A 20,501-nucleotide genomic window follows, 5' to 3' on the forward strand; every position below is an offset into this window, starting at 1 on the left:
CCCGGATTTGCGCCTGTAGTCCCTGTATGCAGCCCTCAATAACTCCGAGGCCCGACTTTCTCATAGTGCCGGTATGATCATGGGTATGGATGTGATCATGCTTCTGGATGTGATGGTGCTGAATCTGATGGTGCTGGTTTGGATAGCTCTGTTCCCGAAAAACTGTTGAAGTAGTGGATGTCTACCGTCCGCTCTGCGATCTTCCATACACCGTGGCGACGCTCAATTTTGTCGGCGTAAGAAGCGCCCACGAAGGTAGCCTCGGGGCCACCCGCTAACACGCCAGTGCAATCCACGTCGCACAAGGATGTTGCGTGATCTGCATCGCTAAACTCGATAACAAGATTTGAGGTGACGTGTTGTGAGAGCGTCCAAGCAGGCCAGAGAACCTCTTTAACTGCTTTGCGAATACCATCGTGACCAGAAAAACTGCCGAAAGGCGGTCCGATATTCCATGCGCAGTCGTCCCACCAGATGCCCAAGAAGCGATCAAAATCGCGCTTGTCGAAGCCGTGGCAGTAATTAAAGGCCAAGTTCGCAATGGCGACTCGACTTTCTTGTTCGTCCAGGCGGCGGACGATGTCCTGCAGGTCGTTCATCGATCACCTTTATTTATGTCTATTAAGAGCGGTGGTCAAAATGAAGTTGCTTGTTTGTGTTAAGCAAGTTAGAAGAAAGCCCAAGCAGAGTCAATACTCTGTTTGTGTGTAATCTTGGGCTTTTACATTAGCGCTCCGCGAGAACCGGTAGCGCGTATCTTTCGGGCGATGGGCAAGGTTGTGAAAGCACGAACGCGATGCATCGGCGCTCTGATAAAGCCCGGTGCCTATTTAATGGCTCCTTAGGAGGCGTTGGTGCTCACGGGGGCAGCGCTGGCACGGCTTTCAAGCTTTTCTAAAACGCGCACGAAGGTATCAGCCTCCTGCGCGCCCAGCACCGAGTACTTATCGTTAAAGATAAACGCCGGTACCGCATGAATCTCTCGATCTAGCCACCATCGCTGATCTTCGCGAACCTCATGGGCATAGCGGCCGCTGCTCAGTACCTCCTGAGCATCGGTCTCTGACAAGCCAACGCCGCCCGCAGCGCTTACGAGAACCTCCTCCTTACTTACATCTTGGCGCTGGCTGAAGAACGCTGAGAACAGCGCAAGTTTTAACGCCGTTTGCTTGCCCTGCGTGCCGGCCCAATGCAGCAACTGATGAGCGCCGAAGGTATTCACTACCCGCATGCCGTCAAAGTAGTCGAAGTGAAATCCCAGGGAATCACCGATGCTGGACAAGCGCGATCGTGCCTGCTGACTTTGTTCCGCAGAGGAACCGTACTTTTGCGCGATATGCTCTCGCAGATCCTGCCCCGCGGCAGGCATCTGTGGGTTGAGCTCAAAGGGCCGCCAATACACGCTCACATCAAAGCGGCCCGGCATCGCCGCTAAGGCCCTCTCAAACTGTTTGTAACCGATAACACACCATGGGCAAACGACATCCGAGACAATATCAACCTTAAGAGCTAGGGCAGTAATGGCAACGCACTCCGTTTAGAACGTGAACAATTCCCGAAACTTTACCAAATCCTCGGTCATGGTTGAGCCTCCGGGGAGCATTTCCTGCAAACGCTCGTCGCAGCGCATAGTGAGATCGTAAAGGGGAATATGCTGGTCCACAAAAATCGTCTCAAGCTCCGGATACAACTCCTTCAATGAGTCCACCAGGTCCATAGAAGAAAAGTCGCGGTGGGAAAGATTGTAAACGTCGGAGTCCATATCGCGTTTGATCATGCGAGCCAGTACCTCCACCAATCGATAGACGCTGATGTGACTGAGGCTATGACTGGGGTCACCGTGAACCGCAACCCGGTTAGTGAAGTGAGCGTCAAAAACGAACTGATTTACCGTCGTCTCAAAGCGCAAATTCTTGGAGTACCCATACACGTTAGCGCAGCGCAGCAGCTGCACAGGGATCTTCTCCATGAGGCGCATAACATGCTCCTCGCCGCGCATTTTAGAAATGCTGTAATAACTGCTGGGGACTCTAGGGTGGTCCGTATCGCTAACCTCCCCCTGCCCATAAACAGACTGGCTACTTAGGTAAATCAAACGCCCTATACCCACCTCTTCAGCGGTGTATACGACCTCGGCGGTACCCCAGTGGTTGGTTTGCTCAAAATCATGAGCGTTCTGATCGGCAAAGGGTGTTTCGACTTTTGCCGCCAGATGAATAACCACATCCATGCCTTCCATGCTACTGCGCAAACTTCGCGAGTCAAGAATATCGGCCTGGATAAAGCGCACATTGTGTCCGGGCACTTTACGTAAACCTGTAAACAGGTTGTAGTTGCCTTTACAGAGGTTGTCATAAACCAGAATGTCTTTGATGCCCGGTTCCGCCGACAAACGGTAAACCAATTCGTTTCCGATGTAACCGGCGCCGCCGGTGACCATGACCTTCATTAGTTACCACCCGAAACTAAAGTCGTGTTTAGCCCGCATTCGGTCTTATTCATACCGAACCAGCGTGAGTTCCGCGAATTGCCATCACCCACTGCCTTCATGGTGCAGGGATCACAGCCAATGCTTAAATAACCCTCTGCCTCCATAGGATGCTCGGGCAAATCATGGTTCTTGCGATAAAAGTAGACCATGCGCGAATCCCAGCCCAACATTGGGTGAAACCGCGTGCAACCATATTGCGCAGGCTCCTCTTCTTGCATTGCGGCTCGGACAGAGCTTTGATCGGAGCGAACTCCGTTCACCCAAATGTCATTCTCTCGGAGCACGGGCTCCAGAGGCTGCACCTTGTTCAGATAACAACAGTGATCTGGATCCGAGGCGTATAAAAATCGGTTTTCGCGATCCAGCTGCTTGATCTTAGGCACTTCGGGACGCAGCGCAATGACCCTAAGTCCCAACTGATCCGCGAGTTGATCCGCAAAGCGAATCGTCTGCGCAAACAGAAACCCGGTGTTGGTGTAGTACACGGGTATATCACGATCCACGCGACTGATCATGTGCAGCAACGGTAGGCTTTGAGATTGAAAAGAACTGGTAGTAAATACCTTCTTTCCATCGTCTAGGTAGGCGTGAAGCCTCTCCACCACCTTATCGGCGCGAGCCTCGAGATCTTTTTTATCGAGAATGTCCACTGCGTACTCATATTCGTTCTTAGGAGCCGCGCAGTCTACTGGCATTCAGCCTATCCGCATTAGACGGCTTTGTTTCTTGCTAATACTTGAAGGGAATATCCAGGATCTATTTTATTCCTTGAGCCCAAAGCCAAGCAAAACAGCGCCGGGCATATGAAAGTAGATTCCATAACCGGAGTTTACAAACAGCATGTCATCGCTAAATACGGGGCCCGTTGCTCCCCCCATGGAGCCCCCGAGGGCTTTGCCCCCGTTAGTGGCTTGAAACTCTTTGGCAGTATCAAACTGCCAGCGGACCGCGCCGGTTTTCGCGTCGTAAGCACGCAGTACGCCATCCATAGCGCCGGCAACAACACCACCGGATATCGACGTTGCGGCAGCCGAGATTCCTGGCTGACAGAACTCCCTTCCATTACAGATATCTTCCGCCGCGGTGTACCACAAAGTCTCCCCCGTGCTCACGTCTACGGCAAACATTCCGGGCTTAGGGGTTCCAGGCCATCGGGGGCCACCGTCAAAATCTGACATGGGCACATATAGGGTGTTGCCGTGTAAGGCCATACCAAAGTGCACACCACCCTGAATTCCGCCACGGCCAAGCTTTCGCTGCCAAACAATCGCGCCTTCGTTTGCAAGATCAAGGGCGTAGACGTCTCCGGACTTTTGACCGGCGAGTAAAAGGTCCGAGCCGCTGGAGCTGCGGCCGATGATCGTTGCCGCGCCGAAGTCATAATCGGGACCGTCCTCTGGCGGACAATTGATTCTTTCGCTTGTCTCACACCCCATGTTCCACGCGTCTTTGGATGTCATTTGGCGATGCCAAACAATCTCGCCGGTTTTGAGGCTCAGCGCCACGATAGCATCGCTGAAGTCATTCGCCGGTGACGAGTAGTTCTCTCCTGTGCCGACGTAAAGCAATCCTCGTTCAACATCAATGCTTGGGGTATTCCATACCGGAGCGCCCGAGGGTGCGATACGCGCTGTGCCTGCCGAGTTTTTACCGACGACAGTGGGAGGCTCATCAATCGTGCGACCCAACCATATGCGCTCCCCAGTCTCAGCGTTGTAGGCGGCCACACCACCTTGAAACGTACAGCAGGCGTAGTTGGGATCGGCCGCCTCCGTCACTTCCAAAGAGGACAGCGGTACATAAAGAACCCCATCGTGCAGCGTCGGCGCCGCAGTCAGTGTCAAACTCGGATGGTCATCGGGACGATCCCTCCAAATCAAACTTCCGGTCGTCGCATCTACTGCATACACATTGCCAATAAGATCGCCAAAATAAATGAGCGAATTCTTAGAATCGGCACGGGGTGTTGCAATCACAATGCCCGTACGTACTTCTGCCACGGTGCTAAAAACCCAACGAAGACAGCCCGAGTGTTTGTCGATGGCAAACACGCTCCCGTTCTGGCTCCCCACAAATACGGTGTTACCTGACACCGCAGGCTGCGAACGAGCGCGAATCGCATCCGGGAAGGCAAAAGCCCATTTCAGCTCTAAATTCCTCAGATCTGCAACGGATAAAGTTGTCACGGTCGCGTCGGCGTGACGACGATTTTCAAGGCCGCTACCCCACCCGCGCACGTCGGTCTGGGTAGATAAGGCCAGGCTCCCATCCGTGGCAGTACACATGGGCGCCGCATAGCCCAGCCCTGCCTTGGCTAAATCGCCACCCGTGAGATGGGCAGCTAAGGTTGCCCGCTCCTGTGAAGTCATCGACGCGGCATAGCTTTGCATAACGCCAGATTCCATAGCGCGCAAGACTGAACCGGTCGACATGATTGCAAGAAGGCTCGTTGGCGGCGCCTTGGATACCGTGCCGTTATGACATTGCGCACAATGCAATTCATACAGCGCGGCGCCGTCTTCTTCCTCACTAGCTACAGGCATTCCCCACAGCGACGCAACCGCCGCTAACACAAGGAGTCCTTGAATCCATGGAACTCTCATCACTAGCGACGCACCTCTTAGTCTTAAGCTTTCAGAAATAAACATGAGAAGGCCTTACGACGAAGCGTATCGCAACACACGCGATACGCCCCGCCGGCCGCCGTAATACCTACCAACCAAAGTCCATGCCCGCCTCAAGACCCAGGATCCGAGGAGCGCCGTAGAACGACATGACCCAAAGGTTGGCCACCGGCAACTCACCCACGCGATACTCTTCGTCCGTGAGGTTCTGACCAAAGGCACGCAACCACCAACCGCCGGACTTAGCACGATAGGTTACCGATGCATTGACCAATGTTCGGTCATCGGTGATCCCATCGTCTGTACCCGGTACTGCGGTATAGGCATAAACGGCCTCATCGACGTAGTTAACGTTCAACGCCCAATCCAAGGAGCCGGCGGCAAGCTGCTGATCGTAGAGAAAGTCGACATTCCAAGTGACATCGGGTGCGCGCGCCACGGCGTTATTACTCAGATCCGTGTCAATGACGCCATCGAAATTAGTGTCAGCCTGAAACTCATCAAATTCGCTATCCAGCAAACCCAAGCTGCCCTGTATGGTGAAGTTCTCCGTCGCTATCCACGTGCTCTCCAACTCAATGCCAGACACATTGATCTGTGCGGCGTTAAAGAATCGAGTTTCCTGGAAAGTGCTTTCGTTGACGCCATCACCATCCCGGTCCGCCTCGATCTCTGCCAGTAATTGCTGCTGTGAGTCGTCGTAGGTGACGTAGAACGCTGTCAGATTCAAGCGAAGACGATTGTCCATCCACTCAGAACGCATACCAATTTCGTAGGAGTCTGCAGTTTCGGGATTAACGGGCCGTGCCTGGAGGGGCTCAATGGGGTTACCCCCGGTGCCGGTCTGATCGTTGTAACCACCGCTCTTAAAGCCGCGAGAATAGGTGGCGTAGGTATAAACGTCATCAGTTGCTTGATAGCTTGTAGTGAAGCGCCAAGTGGGCTCATCCCATTCTTCTTCGTCGCGGACAACACCCGTAGGGAAACGATTAAAATCTGCGGCCGCCAGCGGCTCACCCAATTCTCGCCATGTGAACGAGGGATCGAAACCGCCGTCTAGAGCCTGCACAAACACCTGATTCCGTCCCGTCCACTTCTTCTCTTCATTGGTGTAACGAATGCCCGCTCCCACGGTCCACTTATCGTTCAACTCCCAGGTGCCATCTGCGTACAGCGCCCAAGATTCAGCTTCCTGCGCATTGGCTAGAACCTGCGGGTTGTTGTTAAAGAACAAAGGGTCGCCAAACAGAGCAGCGCTATCGAGGGTCATGTCGACAAAGCCCAGAACCTGCGCCACGGTAAAGACCGTATCGTCCTGCTGGCTGAAGAAGCCACCCACCCAGTTAAAACTACCACTCAGATCCGACGCAACGCGCACTTCAAACTGCGTGGTTTCTCGCTCATCCTGTCGGTTGGCATCAAAGAGCGATACCGGCCCAGTCTCTCCCGTATAAGTGCTTGGAAGCCAAGACGCTGTCTCCCGGCGACCGGCAAAGGCGGTTAGGGTGTATTCATCACTCAGCTCCCAATCGACGTTGAGGTAATAACCATCAACGTCCGTCTCGTGCCCCCGACTGCCCATGTCCAGTAAGAAGCCATTACGGTTTGTGGCCGCCGCTACATCCAAGCGGCTGCCGGGATCACGGGTAAAACCTAGCGCGTTAAACACATAGGCGCCATCGATGGGCGTATTGTTCACCGACGGCGGCGCCTCACCTCGATCGCGCACCATTTCATAGGCGAGATTAACGTCCAAAGAGTCAGTCGGCTGCCAGCGAAGTTTGAATCGTCCGGAGAGCAAATCATCCCCTCCGACATTCGCCCCATTACCGCCACCGGTCGCTCCGACTAGAGGGTAGTTCACACCGAAATCGGCGACCGGACCAAACTGCGCGCCGTTCTCGTAAAAGCCATCGGAGTTGCGTTGCATGAGCGCAACGCGGAGAGCTGCGTTATCGCCCAAAGCGACGTTGCCGACGCCTCTGACTTCAAAGGTATTGTATTCAGCGGCCTGACCCTGAAGACTCAAGGTGTTGGCACCAAGTTCGGGGCGCTTAGTTTTTACGTTGATCGCGCCACCGGTCGTGTTTTTACCAAATAGTGTGCCCTGGGGCCCCCGAAGCACTTCCACGCTCTGAATATCGAGCATCTCTACGTTTGCAGTCTGAATGTGCGGGATAACAAAATCGTCGACGATAACCCCTACCTGGTTTTCAAAGTAAAGAATGATGCCGTTCTGCCCCACGCCTCGGATGGCAAAGTTTGCCGCCTTGAATCCAGGTTGCTTTCCATTGATCACGTTGGGGGCGTAGATCAAGACATCGCCAAGGTCGCGCGGAATAGCGCGCATGATGTCGTCCTCCGAAATCGATGTGACCGCTACCGCAGTCGTTTGAATATCGGTTTCCGCGCGACGGGTCGCCGTGACGACCACTTCTTCCAGCTGCTGTGCTGACACTGCTGCGCTACCCAAAGCGAAGCTTGGAAGCATGGCCAGAAGGATACCCTTGCGAGCAGTTTGCCAATTAAGATATTGCTGCGAACGTCTAAATGGAGTCTTCATTTTTATATTCCTCACCTGCGTTTAAAGCTAGTTATCGTTTTTAATTGTAAGTGTTAGTTGTCAGTGCCTAGTTTTCAGTACTTAGTTGTTAGTAATAGTTGTCAGTAATAGTTGTCAGTAATAGTTGTCAGTAATAGTTGTCGGTCTCGTTGCCTCTAACAGGCGCTTCTGTGCCTCCAACAAAGATTGTCGTCGGCCAATAACGCGCCTAGTGTTCAATGCCCATGCGTTTTTCGAGCTCTACGTGAAAGTGACGAAGCCGCTGCTCTTGTTCACCCCAGAGCTGGCCGGAAAAACCCCGGCTGCGCATACCTTGCTGCACGATTGGCAGCAAATCTGAGTCCTGACTCAGGACCTGTCCAAGCTTTGCATCTTCGTTGTGGGCGTAATACTCCGTGGCGGGCCGTGTGAGCCCAGTAACGTCAGTTCCGTCGGGCAGGCCCATCCAAGCCGGTGGCCGATAGTCGGGGCTCTCTACGGGAAACAGCAAGGTCATGGTGTCGTAATAGAAGCGCTCTGGATCAGTCTCATGAGGCAGAAATCGCATGAGAAAAACCGCTTCGGGATGGCAGCCCATCTGGACATTGGGAAACACCCCCGTCGCCCAGCTATCCGAAAGCTGACCGTCCACAAATCGGGAATAGTCCAGTCCCATACGCTCGGCCCGCTCGCGCTTGCCTTTTTGAATGGCGCCGCGAACGTCTGCCGCGCTGCCCGTGAAGCTTGCGGGGTCCACGCCGGCATCCTCAAGCATCATGCACAAACCTTCATTCACCGTTTCTTGATCTGCCACGCGAGGACTGGGTTGCCCCAGGGGTACAATCATGCGACTGGCACCGTGGGGATACAGATCATATTGCACATTCAAATCACCCATTACACCGCGGGTTTCTGGATGCACGACATGCAGATGGTAGCTCTCGTAAAACGCCTCTACACCTACCTTCCAGTTTGCTTGCCACTCACTGCGCACATGGCGAACAACTCGCATATCATCAATGTTGTAGCCTTCTAAATAATTGTCGGGGAGACCAAGCATCTGGGCGAGGGGAGCCGCCTCATCGTCCATACAGATAAATACAACACCGGCTTTCACTTCGCACCGCACGGCAGTCAAACCCGGCCTATGGGCGATAACTTCAGGCTGAAAGGTCTCCTCATCGGTAATCCGCCGAAGATCCCCGTTATTGTGAAAACTCCATGCATGAAAGGGGCAGACAAATACTTTTTTATTCCCGCGCTCCTCGGATACCAACTTAGCTCCACGGTGGCTGCAAACGTTATAGAACGCTCTAACGCCCTCATCCGTGCGTGTGACGATAATGGACTCCTGCCCGATATCGAACAAAAAATAATCTCCAACGGCGCGAATATCCGAGGCGACGCCGGCTATGAGCCAGCTCTTGGTCCAAACTCGCTCCCACTCCTTCTGCATATAGTCGTGGCTAAAATAGCCGGCCTTACCATGATTGCGCGCTCCATTGTCGATAGCGGGCTGCTTAGCCTCTAAAGACTCCGGGGGCGCATCGGGATTGATCACGGCAACGGGGATAAGGTTTGAAGCGTTCATAGACGACGATGCCTCCAGATGTTCATGACGGTTGCGAGGTGTTAAGTAAGGTAAATACGGGTAGCGCGACATCGTCGCCCCAGGACTCAAACTGCAAAGAGACGGCCATCCCGATTCCGAGACCTTCTAAGGGAGCAGAAACAATATTGCCCATCATTCGCGGCCCCTCTTCAAGATCTACAAGTGCGACAACGTAGGGCGCCGCATAGGCTTCGCTGATTGGGCGACGCACCACGGTAAAACTGACGATCAAGCCTTTACCGCTAGCCTCTACCCAAGCGGGCTCGGCTGCTCCGCAATTCCGGCATACGATGCGCGGATAAAACTGATGGTGCCCGCAGCTCTCGCAGCGCTGGATCAATAAGCGGCCCTCGTTACATGCTTTGAACCATGGCTCTGAAAAAGCGCTGCGTGTCGGCTGTGTCCTCAGCATGTCACGACTGTTCCCGTCCAAGAATTAAGGCCGTATGCGAAGACATAATGCCGCCTTGCGCGTGCACAAGACCTAGTTGAGCACCGGGTACCTGACGATCGCCAGCGCTTTGGCGCAGCTGCCAAACAGATTCAGTTAGTGCAAACATTGAGCCCGGGTTTCCAGGATGGCAGTGGGACAGCAAACCGCCGTGGGTGTTTACCGGGAGGCGTCCGCCCGGACGCAGAGCCCCCGAGGCTGCAAAGGCACCGCCCTCGCCTTTCTTACAAAAACCGAGGTCTTCGAGCTCTACGAGTACGGTCGGCGTAAAGCAATCGTAGAGCTGGGCAAAATCCATATCGGCGGCGCAAACCCCAGCCATCTCGTAGGCCCGCTGACCCGCAAGCAGCGCCGATGATGTCGTTAGGTCTCGAGCTTCGCTGATGTGTTCGTGGGTGTGCCCCTCGCCCACACCTAAGAGATACACTGGCTGATGCACTAAATCCACGGCACGCTCTGCAGAGGTCATTACGACGGCCGAGCCACCATCGGAAACCAAAGAGCAATCGAGCAAATGCAGCGGATCGGCAATCAGACGCGATGCCAAGACATCCTGTACGGAGATCGGATCCCGCTTCTGCGCCGCCGGGTTCAGCGCCGCATGTGCCCGCGCTGCTACAGCAATCTCTGCCAATTGTTCCGAGGTGGTTCCAAACTGATGCATATGGGCTTGAGCGATAAGTGCGTAGTACGCAGGAACCGTCGCACCGTACGGTTGTTCAAACTGCGGATGTCCCGTTGCGGACTGAGCCATTAGAGCCTGCTCTCGACTCAGCCCGGTGCGCAGGGAATCAGCCATGGAAATCACGACGGTCTCCGCCATGCCGGTAACGATGGCCGACGCGGCATGATGCAAAATCGAGAACGTGGTGCCGCCGCCGGCGCCCACAGTCATACAATAGCGCGGATGGATTTGCAGATACTCAGCGAAAGCCTCTGCGTGATACAGCATTGGCTGAGCCATCGCGTTGCAGGTGACAACGCCGTCGATGTCGTTTTTTCTTAAGCCTGCGTCATCAATCGCCAACAGGGCGGCTTCGACACAAAGCTCCATGGGAGAACGATCGGGCACAGCGCCAACCGCAGTATCGGCAGCACCGACCAGCGCCACCTGCCCTTTCAGGCTAACGCTCAAAGGACGTCCCGCAATGCGAAATTTGGCGTGGGAACTTACGCATCAAAATGCACCACCGCTTCTCCAGGGGTGATAACCTCGCTGGCCTCATTGCGCACGAAGACCGTCACGACCGCTTTACGATGTTCTCTGTCGATGGATAGGACTTCGCCCCCCGACGTTAAGGTCTCACCAATGAATGAGGCGACACGGTTGGAGTATTCGATGGACACGATGCGACCGTCGTCGCCCAGCCATTCCGTCAGGCATTGATGCAACCAATCGCCCAACAACGGTCCAGCAATAACCAATCCCGGATATCCCTCGACGTCCGCTGTGTATGGCGCATCAAAGTGGATCCGGTGTCCGTTCCAGATCGCGGCGTTGTACATCATTAACTGCACGTTGTCCGGGGTAAACTGCCGCTCGGGCAGTTGATCACCCACTTTAAGCCCTTCAAAAACTTGGGACTGCGCCGCACTCATCGCATAATCCTCGTGGTCTTTTCGGTGACCACTGGCTCGCCAGCATCGTTCACGATCTCCATAACCACGACATAGAAAATCAAGGGGCCGCTGCGACCCGTTTTTTCGTAGATTTCTGTGAGAGTTCGCGTTGCGGTAAGCCAATCGCCGGGTTTGACCGGCTGGTGATACTCAATGTGCAAACCTCCCGCCATGGCTTTTTCCAGGGGGAATTTCGGCAACAGCCTGTCTATAGACACCCCATCGGGTGTCAGCTGGTCGAGCTCGACGACCTCCCAAAACAGACTCAGATGAAACAGGGGGGGGGCCTCGTCACCATCGAGATACTTTCGCTGACGGTTGCCCGTGGCAACTGCATACTTGCGTATATCCCGTCGCGTCACTATTTCGCGTCGCGGTGCGCTCTGCCGGCCAATAGCCGAAAGAACCTCGGGGCCCAGTAGCTGTGTCATACCTGCTTACCTTGGTTTGCCCAGTAGGGATCGCGCAGTGTGCGTTTCAAGATCTTCCCCGTGGCCGCCTTGGGTAGACTCTCGACAAAATCGATGGACTTTGGCTTTTGATAGGAAGCGAGGTGCTCGCTGGCCGCGGTGATAATCTCCTCGGCAGTGACTGTCATGCCGGGCTTGAGTACGACCGCGGCTTTGACGGCTTCACCCCACTCATCATCCGGGATACCAAACACAGCCGATTCGAGCACCGCCGGATGTTGATGAATAGCGGCCTCCACCTGCGTGCTGTAGATATTTTCGCCACCAGAGATAATCATGTCTTTTGCGCGGTCAACAATAAAGATGTAGCCATCTTCATCCCACATCGCGACATCACCAGTACACATCCAGCCATCTTTAAACGCGCTCTCTGTCAGCTCCGGCTTGCGCCAGTACCCCAACATATTGGCCTCGGAACGAACGAGGATTTCTCCGGGGGTCGCTCCGTCACGGGGGACATCGAGCCCGTCCTCGTCTACAAGCTTTATGCTCGTAACAAAGCCCTCGCGCCCACAGGAAGCCAGTCGTTCACTGTGCCGTCCCTCGATAGCATTCCTATGATCCTCCTGAGAGAGAAAACTCATGGTCGTACCTTCGGTTTGGCCATAGCCCTGAATCAGGGTACAGGGGAATGCTTTTAACGCTGCAGACACAACGCTATGTGGCATCGGGCCGCCGCCGTACTGAATGTTACGCAGGCTGCTCAAATCGTAGTCTGTGAAGTTTTCCACAGCCATCATCCAGTTGAGCATGGTGGTAACGCCCAAAAACGCCGTCACTTTCTCTCGCTGAATAATTTCAAGCGCAAAGCGAGCATCAAAATTAATAAGCACAACCGGGCAACCGTGGCCCATGTAGTTCATGGCCAGTGCTACAGGAATGTGGAACATTTGTCCTGTAAGCATATAAACATCCGTGGGCACCACGCGCTCAGCAACGGTCTGATTAAGCATTCCCATATAAAGACTGTGATGGGAATGCAGCGCACCTTTTGAATCGCCTGTGGTCCCCCCCGTGTAGAGGATCAAGGCTGGATCACGGTCGCCAATGCTATTGTCCGGATCGGGCTCTTCGTCACTTGCCTCACGGAGAAGCTCCTCATAACTGCCGGATTGTTCTGTCGCAAAAACAAGCTGCGTCGGCACCGCACAATCTCCCGCGAGAGTCTCGCCCACGGCCTCATATTCGGTTGATGTTATGAGCACGGACGGCTCACCGTCACGGATAATTCGCGACAGCTCTTCGGGCGACAAGCGCCAATTTAGGGGCTGGGCGATGAGGCCACATCGCGCACAGGCAAAGATGACCTCCATATATTCGATACAATTTTTAGAAAGCACTGCCACCCGGTCGCCTTTGCCAAGGCCAAGGCCGTGGCGGAGTCCGTTTGCCAGACGCCGAACCCGTGCATCCAGATCGCCGTAGCTTATACGTCGATCGCTATGAGGATCGACCAGTGCGTCTTTATCAGGCGACAACCGAGCGATCTTCGCCGGAATCTTGCCAATATTCACAGGGACAGTTCCCGCAACAAAATTTTAATAGGGACCATCGAGGTCCAGGTGTCGTCGATGAATAACCCAAGCATCCCCTTCACGCTTGACGACATCGCGATAGACACCGGTCGCCAGCAAACGCGCCTCGGCATTTTCCGTAGCAAAAAGCGTCAGATTTGAGATGACTGAGGGCTGCGAACCCTCTGTTTCAAAAAACGCATTGGATACAACATGCCGGCGCACATCGGTCTGCGCCTCTAGTGCACCACGATAAAGACCCATGATTGCCTCGCGACCCTCAAAAGGACCCATGAGGTCCCCACCCTTGATAAGAATGCTAAACGACGCATCTTGGGCAAAACAGGCCTCGAGCATATCGAGCTTACGCTCGTCATAGCCATAGGCTGATCGCGACAGCAGACCCATAATTGCAAGCTTATCCTCTGTAGACAGGCTCATGACTTAGCCTCCATTCCTAGAATATCTATTGTTCCACGCCAAGCGAGAGAGCCACCGTCAAGATTCCACACCACGCCGTTTACAAACTCAGATTCCGGGCTTGCCAAAAAACACACCAACTCGGCGACATCTACTGGCTGCCCCATACGCGGAATCAAGTGCGTGTTGGTCATCGTGCTTAGCATCGCTGCCGGGTCGGGGGCCGCGGCAAGAAAGTTATCGACGATCTGCGTATGTATGGCTCCCGGGCAATAGCAGTTCACTCGAATACCATCGGCCGCTAAATCCACCGCCAACATTTTCGTGAGCTGCATAATGCCGCCCTTACTCGCACCATAAGCCTGGCACTGAGGGTAGCCCGTGATGGAACTGGTGGAACCGGCATTAATAATGGAGGGACTGTCGCTTTTTCTTAGGTAAGGCAGGGCGTACTTGGCGCAAAGCCACGCGCCGGTGAGGTTCACGCTGATAACGCGCTCAAACGTCTCGCGAGTCATCGTCTCGAGCGTTAAATCCGAAGAAATCAGGCTCTCGTGAATACCCGCATTGTTGTGGAGCACGTCAATACCACCAAAAGCGTCGCTCGCCGCAGCCATAAGCGCTTGAACATCGTCTTCGTTGGTCACATCGCAAGGTACAAAAATAGCCCGTCCACCATCGCTGACAATCTCGGCGGCTAAGGCCTCTCCGTCCTTGGAGTTTAAATCAGATAAAACAACGCTAGCGCCTCGCTGCGCAGCAAGCTTAGCCGTGCCAGCTCCGATGCCAACGGCTGCACCGGTGATGACGATCCGCAAGTTTTCTACACCCATGGAGTCATTCCTATATTTAATTTTTATTGAAATTATCGCCTGAGCATAGGTGAGTTTTGAATATTGTTCAAGAATCTTTAGCACGTGCACAGAAACCGGTGTCTCGGCCGTGAAAAGAATCAGTTATCCTGCGTTAGTTTGTTATCTGTGTTTCTATCAATTGTTCAAGGACGTTTCTAATTCAAGCGATGACGCAAGCCAATACAGTTAGCTCAAGCAGGAACCGGACGCTAGGTCCCAAGGATCAATCGCATGTCAGTACCGCCGACGGACGGCTTAATCGCGCCCAGAATCGGCGACGTAGAATCTTCCGCGCATTACATGATTGCATTATAGAAACGGGATATAGCAATACTACGCTGGCACATATCGCAAAAAGAGCGGATATGAGCCCTAGCCATCTGCTCTACTACTTTCAGGGCAAAGAGCGAATTCTCGAAGAGTACTTTGACAACGTCTCTCAGTGGTTTCTTGCGCGTATCGCCGAAATTAGCGAGGAGCCCGTCGAAGAGAGAATTTTTCTGCTCTCAGAGCTCTGGTTCGAGGAGAGTGAAGACGCCTATGCTGATATCGGATTTATGCTTGAGTGCTTCGGTGAGGCTGTACACGATGGTGTGATGCGCCAGACTAAATCTCAGTTTGACCGCTCTTGCAAAGAGTCACTGGAGCTAATGCTGTCACAGCACAGCTTACGCGATGGAATAAGCCCGGCCCAGGCCGCAGAGATTGGGTATGCACTGCTTATCGGGCTTCGAAACTCAGCGTACTTCGATAACAACGTCACGCTGTCAGAAGCGGCAAATAGCTTCCTTGCGGCCATCCGAAATCTTCAAAATACAGACCCATAGACAGGACGCTAAATGCCGGTCGAAATCACGGATGGACTCCCGCGCTCCACCTAAAAGAGACGGTGCTCAGCCCAGCAACAAATCAAAATAATGCGGCGCCTTATCGACTGCCAGCGCGATAGAGACAAACAAGCCGATCGCTAAAGTGAGGTTACGCCACCATTGCGCTTTAAATTCGCGCATCACACTGCCGTTATTTGCCAGCAGGATCACGATCACAAATCCCAGGGGGATCACCACGACATTAATACCCATCAGCAAAATCACCTTGAGCAGGGCCGGAAAGTCCCAAAATGGCGCCAGCGCAGCCGCTGCTAAAACGAAGGCCGTAAGCACGCGGTGATAGAGCTTATTGTCATCGGCAAAGCGCCACTCCTGATTTGCCATATCCAAAATAAAATAAATCGTCACCTGGGCAGCGACAACTAATGTGGTCAGCGCGGCAGTAAACAGGCCCAAAGAAAAAACCATGGGCCCCAAGGGAGAAAGCACCCCGGGCAAGGCATCGCGAAACACTGCAGAGGCCTGGCCCACGTCGGCGAAGCTCGCGTAGTCTGGCAAGGAGTGCAAAGCATAGCCCCCGGCAATCACAACAAAAATCGCGTAAGCGCCAAAAATGACCCCCATATTGATAATGGCCTGCTTGAAGATCAACGCCAGCTCTTCGCGAGTGCTACCATCGTCGGCGCACATATAAGGCATGCCAAGCAGTGCTGCCGGTGCTACCGCGGCGCCGACCATCGCAATAATTGAGCTCGTTGCTATTCGGGGATTGTCGCTGCCCGGCACGGGAAGATCAGGCGGCAATGTAGGCACGAACCCCGCGAGGATTGCCGGCAGCTCCGCCAACCCACGAAGGGCAACCACCAAAAAGCATAGGAACATCAAAACCATGAGCACGGTCATGACCCGTTGCATGCGCTGATAGCCTCTCGAAAACACCAGCCACAGCACCCCGCCGGACAAAGCCAGCGACAGCAATACCCGATATGCCATCGGCAATGAATCGGTAGCACCCTGGCTTAAACCCAGTAACGCCGTGAACGCTGAGGCCATGACGGAGATTTGTCCCATAGTCACCAAGAAATGCACGGGGACAATCATCAGCAACATCACCCACGCGAGGCTCGTGCTAATTCGGCTGCGAACGAGGGCAAACATCCCCTGTGTTGGATTCAGAGCACCGATGCGCGACGCGGTGTCTACAGAAATAACAAATACCGGCAGCATCGCGAGAATCACCCACAACAAGTCGTAGCGAAACCAAGCTCCTGCTAAAAGAAACGAGGCCACGGCACCGGCGCCCATGGTGCCAGCGGCCATAACAGCCGCCGGGCCTACAAGCTTGCTAAACAGACGGACAATCATGAACCGCTCGCCTCAATCATGCGCCCAGACATCACCGCGAAACGCGACTGCCGGCATCGTCGCGGTAGACCTTTCCGCTTTTCATCACAAAGTTGATTGATCGAAGAGCGCTGATATCGGCACTGGGGTCGGCATCAACAGCGACGATATCCGCATATTTGCCCACGGCGAGGGAACCGATGTCCTCGTCTGCGCCCAGCATTTTTGCGGTCTGGATAGTCGCGGTTCGCAACGCTTGCAGTGGCGTCATTCCCGCTTCGACATAGTATTCGGCCTCACGCACGGTCGCCGTCGTACCATCATTCGGTTCTTGAGGAAGCTGATCCGTACCCAGGGCGATGTTAACACCCACCTCTATGGCCGTTCGCAATGCCTCCCAGTGCTGCTTGCCTACTGAATCTCTGCGATCCAGATACCACTGGGGTGAACCAATACGCTCAAAAAACGGCGCAGTCGCCGGTTGACTCACCACGATAGTGGGGACCAGCCAGGTCCCCGCGCGCTTCATTTTTTGCAGCACTTTTTTATCCAAGGTGTAGCCATGTTCAATGCTATCGACGCCCGCTTCAACGGCTACAGTGGTGGCCACGGAGGAGCCCGAGTGGGCAGCGACTTTAGCCCCGTAGCGATGTGCTGCGTCCACCACCGCATTGATTTCTTCCGGCGTCATCAAGGCTTCTGCAATGTCACCGCCGTCCGTGGCGATACCACCCGATATGAGTATTTTTACCCAGGATGCCCCCAGGCTAATTTGCTGACGCGCCGCTTTCACGAGTTCATCGGGACCATCTGCATATAGAACTCCGGGCTGAGAACCGTGTCCGCCCGTGATGATGAGAGACTCCCCCGCCGAAAAAATGCGCGGACCATCGGACTCACCCTTTTTTATGGATCGATCCAATGCCAAGTCTGCGTGACGCTCATCGCCGGGAACCCGAATCGTCGTTACGCCTGCCTGCAACATACCCCGCGCCGCTGCCGCCATGCGCAGCGCTAGGGCAGCATCTGTCTCGTTGGCCAACTCGTTCGCCATCTTGCCCGGCAAGATCAGTCCCGGGTGAACATGCATGTTCATAAGACCCGGAATCAGCCACTTACCGGAAACATCTACCACCGTGGCGTCGCTAGGCACGTCAACATCGTTTCTGCCGCCCAGCGCGACAATGCGCTCATCGTCGACCAAAATCACCGCATTTCTGAGCGCTGGTCCGCCCTCTAAATTCACTATATTGCCGCCAACAATTGCGCTGACTGCAGCGAGCGCTTGGGCCGCCATGAGTATTTGGCAGAACGTAAGCATGCCAATGATTTTTTTTGTGCCCTTCATGGTGCTGTCCTTATCAATGAGCCCCTACGATTGGGGCATATCTGACGCAGCCTGCGATAGTGCAATCTGCCTGGCTATTTCTGATTCGAGCAAGGCCATAGGTAGCGGCCCGGCTCGCAACACGGCATCAACCCATGTCTGCAACGAAGTCTCCGAGGGAGCTGCTCGGTGCTCATCATAAAGATCCTTGAATGCCTTAAAGCCGGTAAAATAGTCCGTAATCTGAAGTGGCGAATTCACCACGCGCTGCCACAGATTCGTTGCAAACTGTGGCGCCAGCAGGCCCTCGTCCTGGGCAAAACGCAATACGTCTTGCTCGCCCCAGTTCGCCATATTTACCTGCACACTCACATAAGCCCGAGTGGCGTTCTCCAGGCGTTTTCGAAGATGGGCCAAGCGCGTCAAAGGTGCATTGTTTGCCCAGCCTGCATCCAGCATCAGCTCTTCGACAAAGCTGCCCCAACCCTCCACATACGATCCGTTGGAGAACAGTGAACGCAGCGCGGGCGCCTCGCTTACGCCGACCTTGTATTGCAGATAATGACCCGGAAACATTTCATGAGACAAAATCATGGTGTTGAAGTGCGTGTTAAACGATCGGTAAAACCCCTCTTTAGCCGCCGGCGGCGCATCATCCGGTATCGAGGGTATGTAGAACAGCGTGTCGGCCGAAGCATCAAAAGGGCCACTGGGATAAACGCCCCCTACCGCGGCGCCGCTGAAGTGCGCGGGCGAAAGCGCTATGAGCAAAGTCGTGGGTTTGGGGATTGTGGCAATGCCCTGCTCCTCAACAAAACGCTCAGCTGCGAGGGTTAGCTCGGTAAAACTTACTAGAAAATCGGCGCTATTGTTCTGCCGATAGGACTCCATCGCCTCTAGGGCAGCAGTCAAACGCTCCTCATCGCTAAGCTCTAGCAAGCGGAATTTTTCAGCCCGGTCATCCACAGAGTTTGCCCAGCGCACAGACTCCTGATACATCAACGCACGAACGGCCCGGAGCTCTTCTCCCGCTGCAGCGAGCAGACGCTGGGGACTATACAAACCTGAGGTTCGCCGCTTGAGTTTCGCCGTATAAACCGCTTCCCCAATCGCAGCTTGCTCTTGGGCGACCGGTAAAATGTTCTGGCGAAGGTGAAGAATCAGCTTATTTATGGCCGCGAGGGTTCGAGTGATCTGCACGCCGAAGGCTTGCTCGCCCGTTGCTTCAGGCCAGTCTTTAAGGAGTTTTCGTAAGCCGCTTTCATAAAACTCACTACTATTGCTAAGGATAAGGAGCGCCCTACGCGTGCGCAGAGCGTTCCCCGATGTGAGCGAAACCGCGCCCAGACGGCAGAGCCTCTCTACTCCTTGCAATCGCACCATGAGCGCGTCACTGCGCATCTGCTTGGATAGCTGATCTCGCACCAATAGATGGGTGAGCGCCTGGGATACCTGCTCGGCATACCACTGCGGCTGATGAGTGAGCGGCGCGTCTTCTCTCCAGGTAGCCAATTCATCCTCTGCTTGGGCAAGAAGAACCTTGGCGTCCGTAAGCTGCGCGGGAGAAACACCCGGATTCGAGTGCGCAAGGACAGCCTTCATGGCCTGGCGGCTTTTGACATTAAGTGCTAGCCAACTCGCGACGTTGTGATCACTGAAGTTTTCAAAAGCAGCAGCACTGCTGCGATCGCCGTAGGCAAAAGCCTGGCTGGGATAAAAATCCCGCCAGGCGTCGATGTAGGCAACAAAGTCGCGATCAAGGGAAACTCGAAAATTGTTTGCCTTGGCCGCGACGGGGAGCGGGGCGACGACTGTGGCTGCAACACAAACAGCACAAAGCAACGACGTCCGTAGCAGCCCCCACCATGCCCAGCTCGCTGCCCTAGCGACATGCGACAAAGGAGCGACTCCCACCGCCGCTTTTGCCGAAACTACATCCGCCATCACCTCACGAAACCCCGACTACACTCGCCAAGTCTCAGAAGTTGTATCGCGCTCGCAGACCATAGCGCTGCACGCCGGGCTCAATGTGCAACCCGCCGACAAAGGCCTTCTGATAAGAGTTAGTGAAGTAGGTGTCGTCCAACAAGTTCTCCACGTAAAAAGCGACGGTGTAGTTCTCGTGCTGTATGCCCGCGCGCAGGTTCACGATATCAAAGGCCGGAACAACCCAGGGAAAGCCCTCACGAATTAGAGAGTCGATAGAAGACCGTATCTCATCGCGATAGATGTACTCACCTCGCACAAAGGCATCCAAATTTCCAGTCAATGCAAAGCTGTACTCCGCGTCTGCGGACACGGTCCACTCGGGCGAATTGGGGACGGTCAATCCATCCAGCACACGTGGCGCGCCATCGATAACCGTTGTGAAGTCCTCATACTCGGCTTGTAACCAACCCACG

General features: G+C 54.4%; 19 protein-coding genes. 1 reads left to right on the plus strand and 18 read right to left on the minus strand.

Annotated features, from left to right (window positions below):
* Window positions 1-95 precede the first annotated feature (95 nt).
* The 14 genes from AB8B76_RS01135 to AB8B76_RS01200 all read right to left on the minus strand — a co-directional run bounded on the left by AB8B76_RS01135 (window position 96) and on the right by AB8B76_RS01200 (window position 14,577).
* Entirely contained in the window at window positions 96-599 is a 504-nt protein-coding gene (locus AB8B76_RS01135) for a nuclear transport factor 2 family protein (protein WP_405269038.1), read from the minus strand.
* Between the two features lie 242 nt (window positions 600-841).
* Window positions 842-1,522, minus strand: a complete 681-nt coding sequence (locus AB8B76_RS01140) for a DsbA family oxidoreductase (RefSeq protein WP_405269088.1) — start codon at window positions 1,520-1,522, stop codon at window positions 842-844.
* A gap of 15 nt (window positions 1,523-1,537) precedes the next feature.
* Window positions 1,538-2,449, minus strand: coding sequence for an SDR family oxidoreductase (locus AB8B76_RS01145; protein WP_405269041.1), 912 nt, complete (start codon window positions 2,447-2,449; stop codon window positions 1,538-1,540).
* A complete protein-coding gene (locus AB8B76_RS01150) occupies window positions 2,449-3,186 on the minus strand; it encodes a phosphoadenylyl-sulfate reductase (protein ID WP_405269044.1) in 738 nt (245 codons plus the stop codon). Before AB8B76_RS01150 ends, AB8B76_RS01145 begins: the two co-directional genes overlap by 1 nt.
* A 66-nt stretch (window positions 3,187-3,252) precedes the next feature.
* Window positions 3,253-5,094, minus strand: coding sequence for a PQQ-binding-like beta-propeller repeat protein (locus AB8B76_RS01155; RefSeq protein ID WP_405269091.1), 1,842 nt, complete (start codon window positions 5,092-5,094; stop codon window positions 3,253-3,255).
* A 109-nt stretch (window positions 5,095-5,203) separates the two neighbouring features.
* Window positions 5,204-7,678: a TonB-dependent receptor gene (locus AB8B76_RS01160; protein ID WP_405269047.1), complete on the minus strand. Its 2,475-nt coding sequence runs from the start codon at window positions 7,676-7,678 to the stop codon at window positions 5,204-5,206.
* Between the two features lie 208 nt (window positions 7,679-7,886).
* A complete protein-coding gene (locus AB8B76_RS01165) occupies window positions 7,887-9,248 on the minus strand; it encodes an SRPBCC family protein (protein ID WP_405269050.1) in 1,362 nt (453 codons plus the stop codon).
* A 22-nt stretch (window positions 9,249-9,270) separates the two neighbouring features.
* Entirely contained in the window at window positions 9,271-9,681 is a 411-nt protein-coding gene (locus tag AB8B76_RS01170; protein ID WP_405269053.1) for a Zn-ribbon domain-containing OB-fold protein, read from the minus strand.
* A 1-nt stretch (window position 9,682) separates the two neighbouring features.
* Window positions 9,683-10,855, minus strand: a complete 1,173-nt coding sequence (locus tag AB8B76_RS01175; RefSeq protein ID WP_405269056.1) for a thiolase C-terminal domain-containing protein — start codon at window positions 10,853-10,855, stop codon at window positions 9,683-9,685.
* Between the two features lie 35 nt (window positions 10,856-10,890).
* Entirely contained in the window at window positions 10,891-11,319 is a 429-nt protein-coding gene (locus AB8B76_RS01180; RefSeq protein ID WP_405269059.1) for a hypothetical protein, read from the minus strand.
* A complete protein-coding gene (locus AB8B76_RS01185; RefSeq protein ID WP_405269062.1) occupies window positions 11,316-11,771 on the minus strand; it encodes a MaoC family dehydratase N-terminal domain-containing protein in 456 nt (151 codons plus the stop codon). Before AB8B76_RS01185 ends, AB8B76_RS01180 begins: the two co-directional genes overlap by 4 nt.
* Entirely contained in the window at window positions 11,768-13,324 is a 1,557-nt protein-coding gene (locus AB8B76_RS01190; RefSeq protein ID WP_405269065.1) for a long-chain-fatty-acid--CoA ligase, read from the minus strand. Before AB8B76_RS01190 ends, AB8B76_RS01185 begins: the two co-directional genes overlap by 4 nt.
* A 24-nt stretch (window positions 13,325-13,348) precedes the next feature.
* A complete protein-coding gene (locus AB8B76_RS01195) occupies window positions 13,349-13,765 on the minus strand; it encodes a nuclear transport factor 2 family protein (protein WP_405269068.1) in 417 nt (138 codons plus the stop codon).
* Complete coding sequence (locus AB8B76_RS01200) at window positions 13,762-14,577, minus strand: SDR family NAD(P)-dependent oxidoreductase (protein WP_405269071.1); 816 nt, start codon at window positions 14,575-14,577, stop codon at window positions 13,762-13,764. Before AB8B76_RS01200 ends, AB8B76_RS01195 begins: the two co-directional genes overlap by 4 nt.
* A 188-nt stretch (window positions 14,578-14,765) precedes the next feature.
* Here AB8B76_RS01200 and AB8B76_RS01205 point away from each other — a divergent pair, with 188 nt between their 5' ends.
* On the plus strand, window positions 14,766-15,425 hold the full coding sequence (locus AB8B76_RS01205) for a TetR/AcrR family transcriptional regulator (RefSeq protein WP_405269074.1): 660 nt from the start codon (window positions 14,766-14,768) through the stop codon (window positions 15,423-15,425).
* A gap of 66 nt (window positions 15,426-15,491) precedes the next feature.
* Here AB8B76_RS01205 and AB8B76_RS01210 read toward each other — a convergent pair whose 3' ends face one another.
* From AB8B76_RS01210 to AB8B76_RS01225, 4 genes are all read right to left on the minus strand, one after another.
* Entirely contained in the window at window positions 15,492-16,793 is a 1,302-nt protein-coding gene (locus tag AB8B76_RS01210; protein WP_405269077.1) for an NRAMP family divalent metal transporter, read from the minus strand.
* Window positions 16,794-16,824: 31 nt separating this feature from the next.
* Complete coding sequence (locus AB8B76_RS01215; protein WP_405269080.1) at window positions 16,825-18,120, minus strand: amidohydrolase family protein; 1,296 nt, start codon at window positions 18,118-18,120, stop codon at window positions 16,825-16,827.
* A 24-nt stretch (window positions 18,121-18,144) separates the two neighbouring features.
* Window positions 18,145-20,043 (minus strand): DUF885 family protein, encoded by a 1,899-nt coding sequence (locus AB8B76_RS01220; protein ID WP_405269083.1) that lies wholly within the window; start codon window positions 20,041-20,043, stop codon window positions 18,145-18,147.
* Between the two features lie 34 nt (window positions 20,044-20,077).
* Window positions 20,078-20,501: TonB-dependent receptor domain-containing protein (locus AB8B76_RS01225; RefSeq protein WP_405269085.1), on the minus strand; the 424-nt coding region annotated here is incomplete at its 5' end.

The organism is Congregibacter sp., assembly GCF_045107095.1.
Lineage (GTDB): Bacteria > Pseudomonadota > Gammaproteobacteria > Pseudomonadales > Halieaceae > Congregibacter.

Excerpts from the sequence above, each read along its gene's own strand:
- AB8B76_RS01135 (WP_405269038.1), bottom strand. The coding sequence starts at position 599 with ATGAACGACCTGCAGGACATCGTCCGCCGCCTGGACGAACAAGAAAGT.
- AB8B76_RS01145 (WP_405269041.1), bottom strand. The coding sequence starts at position 2,449 with ATGAAGGTCATGGTCACCGGCGGCGCCGGTTACATCGGAAACGAATTG.
- AB8B76_RS01150 (WP_405269044.1), bottom strand. The coding sequence starts at position 3,186 with ATGCCAGTAGACTGCGCGGCTCCTAAGAACGAATATGAGTACGCAGTG.
- AB8B76_RS01155 (WP_405269091.1), bottom strand. The coding sequence starts at position 5,094 with ATGAGAGTTCCATGGATTCAAGGACTCCTTGTGTTAGCGGCGGTTGCG.
- AB8B76_RS01160 (WP_405269047.1), bottom strand. The coding sequence starts at position 7,678 with ATGAAGACTCCATTTAGACGTTCGCAGCAATATCTTAATTGGCAAACT.
- AB8B76_RS01165 (WP_405269050.1), bottom strand. The coding sequence starts at position 9,248 with ATGAACGCTTCAAACCTTATCCCCGTTGCCGTGATCAATCCCGATGCG.
- AB8B76_RS01170 (WP_405269053.1), bottom strand. The coding sequence starts at position 9,681 with ATGCTGAGGACACAGCCGACACGCAGCGCTTTTTCAGAGCCATGGTTC.
- AB8B76_RS01180 (WP_405269059.1), bottom strand. The coding sequence starts at position 11,319 with ATGAGTGCGGCGCAGTCCCAAGTTTTTGAAGGGCTTAAAGTGGGTGAT.
- AB8B76_RS01185 (WP_405269062.1), bottom strand. The coding sequence starts at position 11,771 with ATGACACAGCTACTGGGCCCCGAGGTTCTTTCGGCTATTGGCCGGCAG.
- AB8B76_RS01195 (WP_405269068.1), bottom strand. The coding sequence starts at position 13,765 with ATGAGCCTGTCTACAGAGGATAAGCTTGCAATTATGGGTCTGCTGTCG.
- AB8B76_RS01200 (WP_405269071.1), bottom strand. The coding sequence starts at position 14,577 with ATGGGTGTAGAAAACTTGCGGATCGTCATCACCGGTGCAGCCGTTGGC.
- AB8B76_RS01205 (WP_405269074.1), top strand. The coding sequence starts at position 14,766 with ATGACGCAAGCCAATACAGTTAGCTCAAGCAGGAACCGGACGCTAGGT.
- AB8B76_RS01210 (WP_405269077.1), bottom strand. The coding sequence starts at position 16,793 with ATGATTGTCCGTCTGTTTAGCAAGCTTGTAGGCCCGGCGGCTGTTATG.
- AB8B76_RS01215 (WP_405269080.1), bottom strand. The coding sequence starts at position 18,120 with ATGAAGGGCACAAAAAAAATCATTGGCATGCTTACGTTCTGCCAAATA.
- AB8B76_RS01220 (WP_405269083.1), bottom strand. The coding sequence starts at position 20,043 with ATGGCGGATGTAGTTTCGGCAAAAGCGGCGGTGGGAGTCGCTCCTTTG.